Origin of the sequence: Pseudomonas sp. SWRI111 (assembly GCF_014268555.1) — a bacterium.
GTDB classification, from domain to species: Bacteria; Pseudomonadota; Gammaproteobacteria; order Pseudomonadales; family Pseudomonadaceae; genus Aquipseudomonas; species Aquipseudomonas hamedanensis.
The window spans coordinates 18,069-32,770 of record NZ_JABWQQ010000037.1; the positions used below are offsets into that span (position 1 = coordinate 18,069).

Below are 14,702 nucleotides of genomic sequence, written 5' to 3' on the forward strand. Positions count from 1 at the left end.
AGAAACGCACCAACAATCTTCAAGAGATTGCCCTGAGCGGCCGATAACCCGATCGGTCACTGCAGCGTCGCGCAAAAATGGTTGATAGCGTTTTACCGGCAGCTATCATCTGCGCGCCTGAAATTGCCTTCTCTTCAATTGTCTGGAAATCTTCGATGTCGTCGTATCACCAAAAGCGTTTTCTGATCGTCGATGATTTCTCGGATTTCCGCAGTTCCGTGCGCTCGATGCTGCGTGAACTGGGCGTCAAGGACGTCGACACCGCCGACACCGGCGAGCAGGCGCTGAAGATGTGCTCGCAAAAGTCCTACGATTTCATCCTGCAGGATTTCCATCTCGGCGACGGCAAGAAAAACGGCCAGCAAGTGCTTGAAGACCTGATGTCGGAAAAGCTCATCAGCCATGAAGCGGTGTTCGTCATGGTCACCGCCGAGACCAGTCAGGCGATGGTGCTCAGCGCGTTGGAGCATGAGCCGGACGCGTACCTGACCAAGCCGTTCAACCGTTCCGGCCTGGCCCAGCGGCTGGAGCGTCTGGAGCAACGCAAGACGTTGCTCAAGCCGATTCTGCAAGCCCTCGATCGCGGCAAGCCGGCCGAGGTGCTCAATGCCTGTATTGCGCTGTGCAAGCAAGACATCCGTTATTCGCCGCTGTGCCTGCGTTACCGCGCCGATGCGTTGCGCGACATGAATCAGAACGAAGCGCTCGAGCGTCTTTACGACAGCATCATTGCCGACCGTCCGTTGCCTTGGGCCTTCGCCGGGCTGGGCAAATTGCTGTTCAAGCGCGGCCAGGTCGCTCAGGCCAAAGCGGTCTATGAAAAGGCGTTGAAAGTCTTTCCGATGATGCCGGCGCTGTACGACGGCATGGCCGATGTGCTGGTCGCCGAAGGTGACAGCAAAGGCGCGCAACGGGTGCTGGAAGAGGCGATTCGCCTGTCGCCGCTGGCGGTCCGGCGTCAGGCGTTGCTGGGCAAACTGGCGATGGCCAACGAAGATTTCGACACCGCCTCCCGCGCTTATCGTCAGGCCGTGGCACAGGGTGCGCAATCGCGTTTCAAGGATCCGGAAAGCAATCTGGGCCTGGCCCATGCGCTGATCAGCAAGGGCAGTGATCGTGGCCTCGACACGCGCACACGCCTGGAGATCAACACCACCCTCAGCGCGGTGGCCAAAGAGAACCCGAGCGATCCCGGCCTGCAAATTCGCGCGCGCCTGATGAAGGCCACCAGCCTGCTGCTCAACGATGCCGAAACCGCCGACAAGCTCACCGAACAAGCGCTGATGCGCCTCGACGGCATGGAACAGTTCATGAGTCCGGAAGCCGCGTTACTGGTTGCCAAGCAACTGCAAATGCTTGGTCAGGCCGAAGCGGGCACTTCCATGCTCAAAAGCTGCGCGGAGATTTATGGCGACGACCCGGCGGTTATGAAAGACATCGCCAAGCTCACCGATGACCCGACGATTCTCAGCTCCAGCAACGCGGCGGCCGACCTCAACCGACAGGGCGTGCGGGTCTACAAGACCGGCAACCTGGTGGAGGCCCGCGAAGTGTTCCGCAAGGCACTGAAGCTGCAACCGAAGAACATCAGCATCGCGTTGAACATGGCCCAGTCGCTGCTGCACGGCACCGACACGAGCGTGCCGTCGGCTGAGCTGGAAGAATGTCGGGCCTGCCTGAAAACGGTCGGCCTGATGCCCGACACCGACGCGCGCTTTGCGCGTTATCAGAAGCTGAAAAGCAAGGCGTTTGGCGAATGAACCACGACAAGCAGGCGCTGGATTTTTCCACGGTGATTGCCTCCACCGTCCACGACATGAAGAACTCTCTGGCGATGCTGATGCAGGCCCATAGCCAGTGGCTGGCGCGCTTGCCCAAGGAGCTGCGCGAAGGCAGCGAGCAGGGCGTGATCGACTTCGAGTTCGCCCACCTCAACGGCATGCTGGTGCAGTTGCTCGGGCTGTACAAGCTGGGCGTCAACCAGATGCCGCTGCAACCGGCCTATCACGAGCTCGATGACTTTATCGAAGCGCAACTGGCGGCGCATCAGGACGTCTTCGCCAGCCGCGGCATCATTGCCACTTACGAAGTCGACCCGTTGAGTCCGCTGGGTTTCTTTGACCGCGAACTGATCGCCTCGGTGCTCGGCAATTGCATCAATAACGCGATCCGCTACGCCCGCGAATCGCTGCTGATTACCGTCAGCGACGAGGCGGGGCAACTGGTGCTGAGCATCAACGACGACGGCGACGGTTATCCGGCCGAGATGCTCGAGCGTCAGGCCGATTACGTACAGGGCATCAATCACAGCAGCGGCAGCACTGGCCTGGGCCTGTATTTCGCCCACCGCATCGCAGCCCTGCATCAGCGCAACGGGGTGGAAGGGCGCACCGAAATCAGCAATGGCGGCCCGTTGGGCGGTGGGGTGTTCAGCCTTTATCTGCCGTGATATCCACCGAGGCAATGTGTTTTCAATTGACACAAGGTCATTGGGAGATAAAGCCGGTCATGTTGCTTATCAAAATCGTCCGGACGTCATAGACGTCACTTTCACTTACTACTGTCACCATTGAGGTGTCTTTTGCCTGCAGGCTGCCTGACAACACGCGGCGCTCCTTTTGTCCTGTTAAAGCATCGTTAAAGGTGTACTCAACCGTGACTTTCTGGCCAACACTGGCGTTTGCCACTTTATCGTCAATAGTCTCTGGTGTTGTAGTACTCATGAGTTCCGATCTCTCTGATAAAGATTGCAAGTTCAATAACACCGAGTCGTCATGTTCACCGTTCGGGATCAGCTTGGCTACTGTCAGATATGACAGGTTTTAATACCAGATTCGAATTAGCAATCGAACAATTCGCTCTAACCATGTTTCTCGACTTATGGTTATTTGCGAAGCGGTGACATAGCCAGAAACGACAAGGCCCAGAGCCAGTGAAGCTGCTGAAGACTGCGATCCTTTCTTGAAGATCAAAGTCAAAAGATCGCAGCCTCGTTGTACTCGTCAGCTCCTACAGCTCCCACAGAGTTTCGGATTTTGCTTGACGTTGCTTGATATTCCGAACAGCCGGAGCCTATTTTGTACGGGTCGCCGTTCGCGGCTCGCACAATAACAAGGATTGCGTCATGACAAGCGATGGCCAGGGTTCACTCGCGCAGCGATTGACCGGCATTGATGAGATTGAGTGTGTCACCCCGGATCTGAACGGTGTGCCACGGGGCAAGGTGATGACCGCCGAGGGTTTCCTCGACGGGCGGCGTTTGCAGTTGGCGCGGGGCGTGCTGCTGCAATGCATCATGGGCGGCTATCCGCCAGCGCGGTTCTACGGCAGCGATGACGGCGATCTGGCGCTGGTGGCCGACCCTGTGCAAATCCATCGCTTGCCGTGGAGCGACACGCCGCGTGCCCTGGCAATCTGCGATGCCGACGAGCTGACCGGAGGGAGCTCCAGCCTGTCGACCCGAGGGCAGCTCAAGGCGGTCATCGCCCGTTACGCCGCGCGCGGGCTGGCGCCGGTGGTGGCGACGGAGCTGGAGTTTTTCGTTTTTGCGCCCAACACCGATCCGACCCAGCCGTTCCGCCCGCCCATTGGTCTGGATGGGCGTCGCGAGGACGGCCAGTCGGCGTTCAGCGTCAGTTCCAACAATGGCCTGCGGCCGTTCTTCAGTGAAGTCTATAAATGCATGGCAGCCCTCGGCCTGCCGCGCGATACCTTCATGCACGAAATGGGCGTCAGCCAGTTCGAGATCAATCTGCTGCACGGTGATCCGCTGCTGCTGGCCGACCAGACTTTCCTGTTCAAGCATTTGCTCAAAGAGGTCGCGCTCAAGCACGGCCTGACCGTGGTGTGCATGGCCAAACCGCTGGCGCACACGCCGGGCAGTTCGATGCACATTCACCAGAGCATCGTAGAAATCGGCAGTGGCAGGAATGTCTTCACGGACTCGGACGGCGAGCCGACCGCCATGTTCCGCCATTTCATCGGCGGGCAGCAGGCCGGGCTGGCCGATTTCACCGCACTGTTTGCGCCGAACGTGAACTCCTATCAGCGCCTGTGCCATCCCTATGCATCGCCGAACAATGCGTGTTGGTCCCATGACAATCGCGCCGCCGGCTTGCGTATTCCCGCCAGCTCACCGGTTGCTCGTCGGGTCGAAAACCGTTTGCCGGGTGCAGATGCCAACCCCTACCTGGCGATCGCCGCCAGTCTGGCTGCGGGTTTGCACGGTATCGAACACGCGCTGGAGCCGACCGAGGCGATCCAGGGCGAATTCGCCGTGCCGGACAATCTTGCGCTGCCATGTACCTTGCACGCCGCGCTTGAACGTCTGAAACGTAGCCAATTGGCCAGGGAACTGTTCGGGTCGGAGTTCATCGAAGGCTACATCGCTTCGAAGACCATGGAGTTGACCAGCTTCTTTGATGAAATCACTCCCTGGGAGCGCCGTGTGCTGGCCGCCCAGGCCTGACGAACTGTCGCCACCGGACTATCGTTTTGATGGTCCGGTATTTATTGCAAGGAGCCGCTCGGAACGCCGATGCGCCAAATCTGGAAATCCTTTCGAGCGCTGTATTTCGCCTCACTGATGATGTTGATCGGTTCGGGCTTGTTATCCACCTATCTGGCACTGCGCCTGGCCGCTGACAACGTCGACGGCCTGTGGGTCGGTGCGCTGATGGCGGCCAACTATTTCGGCCTGGTGCTGGGCGGCAAGATCGGCCACCGGCTGATCGCCCGGGTCGGGCATATCCGCGCGTATTCGGCGTGTGCCGGGATCGTCGGCGCGGCGGTGCTCGGGCATGGCCTGGTGGACTGGCTGCCGGCGTGGCTGGTGCTGCGGACCATCGTCGGTCTGGGCATGATGTGCCAATACATGGTGATCGAAAGCTGGCTCAACGAGCAGGCGGACGCCAACCAGCGCGGCCTGGTATTCAGCGGCTACATGATTGCCTCGTACCTGGGCCTGGTGCTGGGGCAACTGATTCTGGTCATGCACCCCGGCTTGGGCCTGGAGCTGCTGATGCTGGTCGCCCTGTGTTTTGCGCTGTGCCTGGTGCCCGTGGCCCTGACACGGCGGATTCACCCGGCGCCGCTGCACCCGGCGCCGATGGAGCCGCGCTTCTTTATCAAGCGCGTACCGCAATCACTGAGCACGGTGCTTGGCGCCGGGCTGATCATCGGTTCGTTCTACGGTCTGGCGCCGTTGTATGCCTCCCAGCAGGGGCTGTCGACCGAACAGGTCGGTCTGTTCATGGGTAGCTGCATTTTTGCCGGATTGCTGGTGCAGTGGCCGCTGGGCTGGTTGTCCGACCGCTATGACCGGGCGCTGCTGATTCGCTGCTTCGCCGGGTTTCTGGCGGTCGCGGCACTGCCGCTGGCGATTCTGCCGCAGGTGCCGCTGGAGGTGTTGTTCGTTGTCGGCTTCCTATGCTCGCTGGTGCAGTTCTGCCTGTATCCACTGGCGGTGGCCTTTTCCAACGACCATGTCGAGGGCGATCGACGGGTGTCGCTGACGGCGATGTTGCTGGTGACTTATGGCGTCGGCGCGAGTATCGGGCCGTTGCTGGCCGGTGTGCTGATGAAGTTTCTCGGCAGTCAGAGCCTGTATGCGTTTTTCAGTTTTTTTGCGCTGGTGCTGGTGTGGCGGATTCGCCCGAAAGCGGTGACCAATCTGCATCAGGTCGACGACGCGCCGCTGCACCATGTGGCGATGCCGGACAGCATGTCGAGTTCGCCGCTGGTGGCCGCGCTTGACCCGCGGGTGGACGAGCAGGTGGTGCAGGAGCAGATGGTGCAGGACCCGACGCCTTCAAACCCTGAGCCGGAACCCGCCGCGCAACCGGAAGCGGTGGACGAAGATGATTTGAATAGCCGCGATGACAAACCTGCGCCGGATATCAGTGGCGCCAGACCCTGAGGTTTGCGGCTCTAACTGTGGCGAGGGAGCTTTTCAGGCATGAAAAAAGGGCAGTCCTGCGAGGGGCTGCCCTTTTTTGTTGGTCGCTGCGACTCACATGTCGTCTTTGTCGAACCGGCGCGCTTCACGCTGCAACTGATAGACGAAGCGCTCAACGTTGCGCGCAGCCTGACCACTGATGTTGTGGAAACGCAGGCCGGCGAAGGTGATGTTAAGTTTTTCTTCGAAATGCAGGTAACGCAGTTCGACGGAGATGGGTTGGTTGCCGAACAGCGGCGGGGCGATCAGGCGATCGTAGACCTGGCCCAGTTGCAGGCGGTCAGTGATGTCGCCTTCGAACCGAAACTTGCAGCCGGTCGCGGAAATATCCAGCAGCTTGCCATGGAGAGGGGTCTTGAGCTTTTCGCCGCCCAGTTCAACGCTGACCAGATCGGTCAGTTTCAGCGCTGCGCGAAAGGCATTGCGGCGCTGGTGGTAGACCACTTCGGTGGGCAGTGCGCCGGTGTAGAAACGGTCACCGTCGGACTCTTCGATATTCAGCGTGCCGGTGCATTCCCAGGCGATGCGCACGCCATCGTGAAAACCTTCGACCTTGAACGGCTCGCCGGCCTGCAGAAAGCGTTCGCCGTCACGCGGGATCATCTCATCGAGCGCGATCGAGGCGGTGTCACGGTCAACCTTGATCAAGTAACTCTGAAAGCGCTGGCTGCGCTCGTGGAAGGTGATGATCAGCGGATCATGGCTGTCTTGCAGCTGGCGCAGGTTGCTGGAGATTTCCAGTGGCGTGGTGAGCACCTTCGGAGGCTGCGGAGCATCATCCGCGCTTAGGGTGTTGGACACGGTTCTTCAATCTCCAGACAAAATAAGACTACGACTGGCCAGTATTTTGCCAGTATGTTTCGCAGGTTGATAGTGCGTGGCCACCGAATGGCTCATGCCTGGCTGAGCGTACGCGGCTTGATCGGCTTGGCGAAGGTTCCGCTGGCGTCATACAGCGCTGGCGGCTCGCCGCCGGTGAGGATTTTCAGTTGGTTGGCCGTGGAGGCCTGCTGGATCTGGATCGACTGGCCATTTTTGACGTTGGCCGCCTGGCACTCCGCAATCAGGGCGGTCAGTGCGTCGCCTTGCTTGAGCAACTGTTCGCCAAGGCTTGACTGGCTGGCCAGTTGCGCAAGACCTGTGCGATCCGTCGGCAGGTTGAGGCTGGCGAGGATTTCGCTGCGCTTGCGGCCATGCTGTTCAAGCAGAATGATCAAGGCCTGTTTGGTCGCCAGAATTTCTTCCAGCAGCGGCATGTCACGACCGTGCAAAGCGAGGGACTCGGTTTGCAGCAACTCCAGCAATTGTTGCGCTGGAGCAAAGTCGTCGTTGATCAATTGCAATAAATTAGTGTCGTGCATGGCTGGCCTTGGGGTTTAAGCGTCCAAAAGCCTGGCGCCGGCAAAAGCCTAGCGCTGGGCTTCGAAGTTGAGCAGTTTGCTGGCTACACGGTTGCTGTCGACTTTATAGCTGCCATCGGCAATCGCGGCTTTCAACTCGGCCACACGGGCTTTATCGACAGCAGGCTGATCGCGCAGCTTGTCAGTGACCTTCTGCAACTGTTGAGCCTCATTGCTGAGGTGTACCGATTCCCCGCTTTTTGCGGTACTGGCCGTTTCGGCCTGGGTATTCAGCGGCGCGGAGGGGCTGTTTTCAGCGCTTTCCTTGGCGTTGCTGGTACGTGTATTGCCGGTAAGTGGCGAGGAACTGTTCAAACGGTTGAAATCGATAACCATGATAAAAAACCTCTGGGAATTTGGACGCTTGCCATGTTTTCGGCTATCCCCTGGAAAACTTTAGGCACATTTATGCAATGAGCCTTGCCTGCGCCGGCGCGTGTTCTGCTGCGGCACAGTTTAGGGAACAGCCGGGGTCAGCGCCAGTTTTCTACATCGCCACTTCCACTTGGCCGGGCGCGGTGACTTGCGCCTTGATGACCCGCTGGGAGTTGAGGTTTTTCACCCGGATCTGTTCTTTCAGGCCGCCGTTGGCCAGCGCTTCGCCGGGCATCCGCACGGCCAATGTGCCGCTGCGGGCGGTAATGACGACTTGATCACCCTTGCGGATGACTTCGGCCTGTTCGAGATGGACCAGCGTAATCACTTGATCGGCGACCGTTGGTCGGGTCAATTTCTGTCCGATCGCTTCGTCCACCGACGTCAAAAAACCTTGATTGATCACGCTGACGTCGCGCTCGCGCAGGGTGACATCCTGCGGCTCGATAATCCCGGCGCGCTTGAGCGGGCGGGTGGTGGTGACAATCTCGCGAAACAGGCGGACTTGAGCGGGCACGAACACGGTCCAGGGCGAACTGCCTTCGCAGCGAACCTTGACGGTGACGCGGCCCAGAGGGCGTGCCGGACTCTCCAGGGACGCTGTCAATTCCTTGTCGCACATGGGCATGCGCAGCCGCGGATCGAGCTGGTTGACTTCGATTTCGTAGCGGCCTTCGGTTTGACTGGTAGCCAGATAGTCTTCTACGGTGAATTCAAGAAAGCCCTGAGTCACGCCGATAAGCATATCAGGCAAGGTAACCGCATCAGCATTGGCAGGACTGCCGGCAAATAGGCAAAAAACGGCGGACACCGCGCAAAGCCCTTTGCGAAGGGAGGATGTCAGGCGTCGGGAAAATGTCGTTTGAGCGTTCATACAGGTTAAAAAGCAAGCGCCGTGCCGTTTAGCAATAAATGTGCGTCGCAACAACACTTGGCGTTGGTGTAGGAGTCTGGGCATGGCTGGTGTAATGGATTCGGTGAACCAGCGCACGCAACTGGTAGGGCAGAATCGCCTGGAGCTGTTGTTGTTCCGTCTCGACGGCCAGCAGCTCTACGGGATCAACGTGTTCAAGGTTCGGGAAGTGCTGCAATGCCCGTCACTGACGTTGATGCCCAAGTCCAGTCCTGTCGTGTGCGGGGTGGCGAATATTCGGGGGGCGACCATTCCGATCCTGGATCTGGCAATGGCGACCGGCTCCGGTGCGTTGAAAGACAAGAAAAATCCGTTCGTGATCATCACCGAGTACAACACCAAGACCCAGGGTTTCCTGGTCCGCTCGGTGGAGCGCATCGTCAACATGAATTGGGAAGAGATCCATCCACCACCCAAGGGCACGGGCCGCGATCATTACTTGACCGCCGTGACTCGGGTGGACAACCAGCTAGTCGAAATCATCGACGTCGAGAAGGTGCTGGCCGAAGTGGCGCCGACACCGGAAGCGATTTCGGTGGGCGTGGTCGATGTCGAGACCCAGACCAAGGCGTTGTCGCTGCGGGTGCTGACGGTCGATGACTCGTCGGTGGCGCGCAAGCAGGTCACGCGTTGCCTGCAGACGATCGGTGTCGAAGTGGTGGCGCTGAACGACGGCAAGCAGGCGCTGGATTACCTGCGCAAGCTGGTCGACGAAGGCAAGAAGCCGGAAGAAGAGTTCCTGATGATGATTTCCGACATCGAAATGCCGGAGATGGACGGGTACACCCTGACGGCGGAAATCCGCGGCGACGCACGCATGCAAAAGCTCCATATCATCCTGCATACTTCGTTGTCGGGGGTATTCAATCAGGCGATGGTCAAGAAAGTCGGTGCTGATGACTTCCTGGCCAAATTCCGTCCTGATGACCTGGCATCCCGGGTAGTCGACCGGATCAAAGCAGCAGATATCAGCTAGGGGCCTTTTGTCCCTGGCGATCAACACGATTTAAGAGGCGGCATCATTGTCTACGGGTAATTTGGATTTTGAACAGTTCCGGGTCTTCCTGGAAAAAGCCTGTGGCATTCTGCTCGGTGAAAACAAGCAGTACCTGGTCTCGAGCCGTCTCAACAAACTGATGGAGCAGCAAGGCATCAAGTCCCTGGGTGAGCTGGTTCAGCGCATCCAGACCCAGCCGCGCAGCGGTTTGCGCGAGCAGGTGGTCGATGCCATGACGACCAACGAAACCCTGTGGTTTCGTGACACCTATCCGTTTGAAGTCTTGAAGAACAAGGTACTGCCTGAAGCGATCAAGGCCAGCCCCAACCAGCGTCTGCGGATCTGGTCGGCGGCGTGCTCGTCAGGTCAGGAACCCTATTCGCTGTCGATGTCGATCGACGAGTTCGAGCGCAGCAACCTAGGTCAGCTGAAAATGGGTGTGCAGATCGTTGCCACCGATCTGTCCGGCCTCATGCTCAACAACTGCAAGACCGGCGAGTACGACAGCCTGGCGATCGGCCGTGGTCTGTCGCCCGAACGGCTGCAACGCTACTTCGATCCGAAAGGGCCGGGGCGCTGGGTAGTCAAGGCACCGATCAAGAGCCGCGTGGAGTTTCGCTCGTTCAACCTGCTCGACAGCTACGCGGCGTTGGGCAAGTTCGACATCGTGTTCTGCCGCAACGTGCTGATCTACTTCTCTGCCGAAGTGAAGAAAGACATCCTGCTGCGTATTCACAGCACGTTGAAGCCTGGCGGGTATCTGTTCCTTGGCGCTTCGGAGGCGCTGAACGGTTTGCCGGATCATTACCAGATGGTGCAGTGCAGCCCGGGGATTATTTACCAGGCGAAATAACCGGTTTGCGGCGACACAAAAAACGGCAGTCCTCAGGGGCTGCCGTTTTTTTTGCGCCTGAATATTCTCTTCGAAACGCCACCAATCCCCTGTAGGAGTGAGCCTGCTCGCGATAGCGGTCTATCAGACAATACATCAGCGACTGACACACGGCTATCGCGAGCAGGCTCACTCCTACAATGGATCAGCGGTGGGAGGGAGAACGGGGGCAAGCGGCAGAAAAGCGGCATCCGGCGGAAACCGGTTGCCGCTTTTCTGGCATTGCCGCTTTGCCCGTTCGACGCAAAGCCCCGGAATACGGGGCTTTGTCCGTTTGGCACGGCGCTTGCTAAAGCTCAGTTACGAAAAACCGGTCACCTGAAGGTTCCCGACATGAGCATCAGCTTCGACAAAGCGCTCGGCATTCACGAAAAAGCACTGGGCTTCCGCGCCCAGCGTGCCGAAGTGCTGGCCAACAACATCGCCAACGCCGATACCCCGAACTACAAGGCGCGTGACCTGGATTTCTCCAAAGTGCTCGAAGCACAAACCGAGAAGACCAAGACCGGCGGCCACTTTGCCCTGAACATGACCAACAGCCGTCACATCGAGGCTGAAGGCTTGGGCAATGGCGACGAATCGCTGATGTATCGCACGCCGATGCAGCCTTCGATCGACCAGAACACCGTGGACGCTCAACTGGAACAGTCGAACTACGCGGAAAACGCCGTCGGCTTCCAGGCCAGCTTCACGCTGCTCAACAGCAAATTCAAAGGGCTGGTGTCAGCCCTGCGCGGAGAATAATTCATGTCCCTGTCCAGCGTTTTCAACATTGCCGGCAGCGGCATGAGCGCCCAGACCACGCGTCTGAACACCGTCGCATCGAACATCGCCAACGCCGAGACGGTCTCGTCGAGCATCGACCAGACCTACCGCGCCCGTCACCCGGTGTTCGCCACCATGTTCCAGGGCGGCCAGGCTGGCGGCAGCAATTCGCTGTTCCAGAACCAGGACGCGGCCGGTCAGGGCGTGCAAGTGCTCGGTGTGGTCGAGGACGACAGCAATCTCGAAGCGCGTTATGAGCCGAACCATCCGGCGGCTGACGCCAAAGGCTACGTCTACTACCCGAACGTCAACGTGGTGGAAGAAATGGCTGACATGATTTCCGCGAGCCGTTCGTTCCAGACCAACGCTGAAATGATGAACACCGCCAAGACCATGATGCAGAAGGTGCTGACCCTCGGTCAGTAATAAGGGGCGACTGCCATGAGCGTTACCGATACCACCAGCTCCCTGAGCATGAATGACATCCTGTCGAACTCGTCGAAAAAGACTAGTTCGACCACCGATGGCATTGCCTCGGCGACCAACAGCAGCACCGGCGGACAAGCGCTGGGCAAGGACGCGTTCCTGCAGTTGCTGGTGACCCAGCTGAAAAACCAGAACCCGCTCGATCCGCAGGACAACAGCGCATTCGTTGCACAGTTGGCGCAGTTCAGCAGCCTCGAAGGCATCACCACGTTGAACTCCACCGTGAGTGGCCTTGCCGGCAACTACAACTCGTCGCAGGCGCTGCAAGCGTCGTCGCTGGTCGGTCGCAACGTGATCGTCCAAACCAATACCGCGCAACTCGACGATCCGAGCAAAGGCCTGACCGGTTCGGTCAACGTGCCATCGTCCATCGCCGGCGGCACCGTGACCATCACCGACAAGGATGGTAAAGCTGTCCGCACTATCGATCTGGGCAGTCGCGCCGCTGGCAGTGCCAGCTTCACCTGGGACGGCAAGGACACCGCCGGCACCGTGGTGCCCGTCGGGACTTACACCTTCAAGGCGAGCGCGCCGATCAACGGCACCGCGACGGACCTGGCGACTTACCTGCCGGCCACCGTCAACAGCGTGACGATCAGCCAGACCGGTGGCGAGCTGATGCTCAACCTGGCTGGCAAGGGCACCGTTGCCCTGTCCAAAGTACAAACCATTGGTATATAGAGCCGACTAACCCGGCATAAAGGAGTGGAATATGTCTTTCAATATCGGCCTTAGCGGTCTCTATGCAGCCAACAAGCAACTGGACGTGACCGGCAACAACATCGCCAACGTCGCGACCGCCGGGTTCAAATCCTCCCGCGCAGAATTCGAAGATGTGTACTCGTCGACTCGCCTGGGCAGCGGCAGCAAAGTGATCGGCAACGGCGTGCGCCTGGCCAACGTTTCCCAGCAGTTCACCCAGGGTGACATCAACAACACCGGCAACGTGTTGGACATGGGCATCAACGGTTCCGGTTTCTTCACCATGAGCAACAACGGCTCGATCTCGTACACCCGTGCCGGTACGTTCAAGGTCGACAACGCCGGTTACATCACCAACACCGACTACACCTCGCGTCTGCAGGGTTACGGTGTGGATGCCAACGGCAAGATCATCAACGGTGTGTTGACCGACCTCAAGATCGATACTTCGAACCTGGCGCCCAAGTCGACTTCGGCGGTAACTTCGAGCATCAACCTGAACTCTTCGGCACAGAAAATCATCGATACCGGCGCTACGCCCGTCGTGTTCGATCCGTCCAAGCCCGAGACGTACACCAAGTCGTTCAGCACGCCGATCTATGACACTCAGGGCAACTCCCACGTCATGGATCAGTACGTTGTAAAAACCGGCGACAACGTCTGGAAGGTTTACACCCTGGTCGATGGGCGCAACCCGGACGCTACCGGTAGCGATCCAACCAAGACTCCACCGGTCGCTTCGACACTGACGTTCGACAGTTCCGGCAAGTTGCTTCAGGTCAGCACGCCCAACCCGGCGGATCCGACTGACCCGATCATCAGCAGTGATCTGACCCTGAAAAACTGGAAGCCAGGCACCGTGACCAATGGCGTATTTACGCCTAACGGCGCATCGGCAAACCCGAATGGCGTGACCATTTCGATGGCCAAGACCACCCAGTACAACGCCGATACTTCGCGCACGATCCCGACTCAGGATGGCTACGCCACTGGCCAGATCACCAACCTGACCATCGACGGCACCGGTACGCTGTTCGCCAACTTCAGCAACAACCAGAGCAAGGCAATTGGTCAGGTTGCGCTGGCGAGCTTCACCAACGAACAGGGGTTGCAGGCTGTCGGTGGTACTAGCTGGAAAGAGACTTTCGCTTCGGGTATTCCGGGCTACGACGCGCCGAAGACCGGTACGTTGGGTGAGGTAGTGTCCAACTCGCTGGAAGAATCGAACGTTAACCTGACCAATGAGCTGGTTGATCTGATCAAGGGCCAGAGCAACTATCAGGCGAACGCCAAGACCATTTCGACTCAGAGCACGATTATGCAGACCATTATTCAGATGACTTGATGGGGTTTAGTGCGCTTGATGAAAAACCGACGCCTAGTGCGTCGGTTTTTTTATGTGCATTTTTCGGGGCTTGCGCTCGGTTGCTCCGTTCGTCAGTCACTGTGGTGCAGAATTTGCAGTTTCGCGGAGCATTGGCGGCGCGCGTCAAACTTTCATCTGCGCCGCGTATCTTCAAACCGGGCTCAGGGTTCGGTGGCTTGGAAGCCGTCAGTAGTCAGCAGGGATGCCAAACTTTGCACAGTCATGAATCCTTCAAAGCACCCGCAGCGGTGCCAAAATCCGACGTCACCGGTCAGTCCCGCTACGACCGAGCGGTCCGGATATCTCATTCAAGCCGATTGCAATCATTTCTCCGGTTGGCGGATGTTTGCAGCATCGACGGCGCAGCATCTGCCTGCGGCGAACCCCCTACTCACCTCGAGCAATACCGACCAAGCGCATGCCGGTCGGACTTTTCGCTCTTTTCAGACTTTTGCGCATTCACGCACCAGCGTGTCGCGGCAAGGTTGAAATCCCCGTGACTGCGGGAGATTCAGCAAGGTTCCAACACAAACACACTCACACAAGGAAGGATGCAATGGCAGTCATTTACGGGTCCAACGGTGCTGATGTGCTGGCAGGTACTGCCGGTGACGATCAAATACGTGGTTTGGCAGGCGACGATGTGTTGAATGGTGGGGACGGCAATGACCTTCTAATTGGTGGCGAAGGGGCTGACCAGCTCATTGGTGGCGCAGGTATCGACACTGCCAGCTACGAAGATGCCAATCAGGGAACCGGCGTGACGATCAACCTGAAAACCGGCGTTAACACCGGTCTCGCGGCGGGCGATACGTTCAATGGTATCGAAGCGTTTCGCGGCACCAGTTAT

The 14,702-nt window shown here is 58.6% G+C and carries 16 protein-coding genes; 11 read left to right on the forward strand and 5 right to left on the reverse strand.

Features of this window, described 5'->3' with window-relative positions; translation table 11 throughout:
* The first annotated feature begins 155 nt into the window (after window positions 1–155).
* Both HU755_RS26060 and HU755_RS26065 read left to right on the forward strand, forming a co-directional pair.
* Window positions 156–1,760, forward strand: a complete 1,605-nt coding sequence (locus tag HU755_RS26060; protein ID WP_186623691.1) for a tetratricopeptide repeat-containing response regulator — start codon at window positions 156–158, stop codon at window positions 1,758–1,760.
* Entirely contained in the window at window positions 1,757–2,449 is a 693-nt protein-coding gene (locus tag HU755_RS26065) for a sensor histidine kinase KdpD (protein ID WP_186552335.1), read from the forward strand. Before HU755_RS26060 ends, HU755_RS26065 begins: the two co-directional genes overlap by 4 nt.
* Before the next feature lie 37 nt (window positions 2,450–2,486).
* Here the strand turns inward: HU755_RS26065 and HU755_RS26070 are convergent, their stop codons facing one another.
* Window positions 2,487–2,723: a hypothetical protein gene (locus HU755_RS26070; protein ID WP_186637970.1), complete on the reverse strand. Its 237-nt coding sequence runs from the start codon at window positions 2,721–2,723 to the stop codon at window positions 2,487–2,489.
* A 503-nt stretch (window positions 2,724–3,226) separates the two neighbouring features.
* Between HU755_RS26070 and HU755_RS26075 the strand changes: the two genes are divergently transcribed.
* Together HU755_RS26075 and HU755_RS26080 are read left to right on the forward strand one after the other, a co-directional pair.
* Window positions 3,227–4,468 carry a glutamine synthetase family protein gene (locus tag HU755_RS26075; protein ID WP_186637986.1) on the forward strand — a complete coding sequence of 414 codons (1,242 nt, stop codon included), beginning with the start codon at window positions 3,227–3,229 and terminating at the stop codon, window positions 4,466–4,468.
* 69 nt (window positions 4,469–4,537) lie between these two features.
* A complete protein-coding gene (locus HU755_RS26080; RefSeq protein ID WP_186637973.1) occupies window positions 4,538–5,917 on the forward strand; it encodes an MFS transporter in 1,380 nt (459 codons plus the stop codon).
* A 93-nt stretch (window positions 5,918–6,010) separates the two neighbouring features.
* Here the strand turns inward: HU755_RS26080 and HU755_RS26085 are convergent, their stop codons facing one another.
* The 4 genes from HU755_RS26085 to flgA all read right to left on the reverse strand — a co-directional run bounded on the left by HU755_RS26085 (window position 6,011) and on the right by flgA (window position 8,605).
* Complete coding sequence (locus HU755_RS26085) at window positions 6,011–6,757, reverse strand: flagellar brake protein (protein ID WP_186552332.1); 747 nt, start codon at window positions 6,755–6,757, stop codon at window positions 6,011–6,013.
* Between the two features lie 92 nt (window positions 6,758–6,849).
* Entirely contained in the window at window positions 6,850–7,317 is a 468-nt protein-coding gene (locus HU755_RS26090) for a flagella synthesis protein FlgN (protein WP_186637976.1), read from the reverse strand.
* Window positions 7,318–7,365: 48 nt separating this feature from the next.
* Window positions 7,366–7,692: a flagellar biosynthesis anti-sigma factor FlgM gene (gene flgM / locus HU755_RS26095; RefSeq protein WP_186552330.1), complete on the reverse strand. Its 327-nt coding sequence runs from the start codon at window positions 7,690–7,692 to the stop codon at window positions 7,366–7,368.
* Between the two features lie 151 nt (window positions 7,693–7,843).
* The gene (flgA, locus tag HU755_RS26100) at window positions 7,844–8,605 is read right to left on the reverse strand and encodes a flagellar basal body P-ring formation chaperone FlgA (protein ID WP_186637989.1); all 762 of its coding nucleotides are present in this window, start codon (window positions 8,603–8,605) and stop codon (window positions 7,844–7,846) included.
* An 82-nt stretch (window positions 8,606–8,687) separates the two neighbouring features.
* Here flgA and HU755_RS26105 point away from each other — a divergent pair, with 82 nt between their 5' ends.
* From HU755_RS26105 to HU755_RS26135, 7 genes are all read left to right on the forward strand, one after another.
* Window positions 8,688–9,620 carry a chemotaxis protein CheV gene (locus tag HU755_RS26105; protein WP_103304087.1) on the forward strand — a complete coding sequence of 311 codons (933 nt, stop codon included), beginning with the start codon at window positions 8,688–8,690 and terminating at the stop codon, window positions 9,618–9,620.
* Window positions 9,621–9,666: 46 nt separating this feature from the next.
* Window positions 9,667–10,494 (forward strand): protein-glutamate O-methyltransferase CheR, encoded by an 828-nt coding sequence (gene cheR, locus HU755_RS26110; RefSeq protein WP_186529772.1) that lies wholly within the window; start codon window positions 9,667–9,669, stop codon window positions 10,492–10,494.
* Window positions 10,495–10,866: 372 nt separating this feature from the next.
* Window positions 10,867–11,277 (forward strand): flagellar basal body rod protein FlgB, encoded by a 411-nt coding sequence (gene flgB / locus HU755_RS26115; protein WP_016773613.1) that lies wholly within the window; start codon window positions 10,867–10,869, stop codon window positions 11,275–11,277.
* Window positions 11,278–11,280: 3 nt separating this feature from the next.
* Window positions 11,281–11,724 (forward strand): flagellar basal body rod protein FlgC, encoded by a 444-nt coding sequence (flgC, locus tag HU755_RS26120; protein WP_186552329.1) that lies wholly within the window; start codon window positions 11,281–11,283, stop codon window positions 11,722–11,724.
* Between the two features lie 15 nt (window positions 11,725–11,739).
* The gene (gene flgD, locus HU755_RS26125; protein WP_186623684.1) at window positions 11,740–12,465 is read left to right on the forward strand and encodes a flagellar hook assembly protein FlgD; all 726 of its coding nucleotides are present in this window, start codon (window positions 11,740–11,742) and stop codon (window positions 12,463–12,465) included.
* Between the two features lie 31 nt (window positions 12,466–12,496).
* Window positions 12,497–13,831 (forward strand): flagellar hook protein FlgE, encoded by a 1,335-nt coding sequence (flgE, locus tag HU755_RS26130; RefSeq protein WP_186637978.1) that lies wholly within the window; start codon window positions 12,497–12,499, stop codon window positions 13,829–13,831.
* 577 nt (window positions 13,832–14,408) lie between these two features.
* Window positions 14,409–14,702, forward strand: a 294-nt coding sequence (locus HU755_RS26135) for a calcium-binding protein (protein WP_369408058.1), incomplete at its 3' end; no start/stop codon positions are given.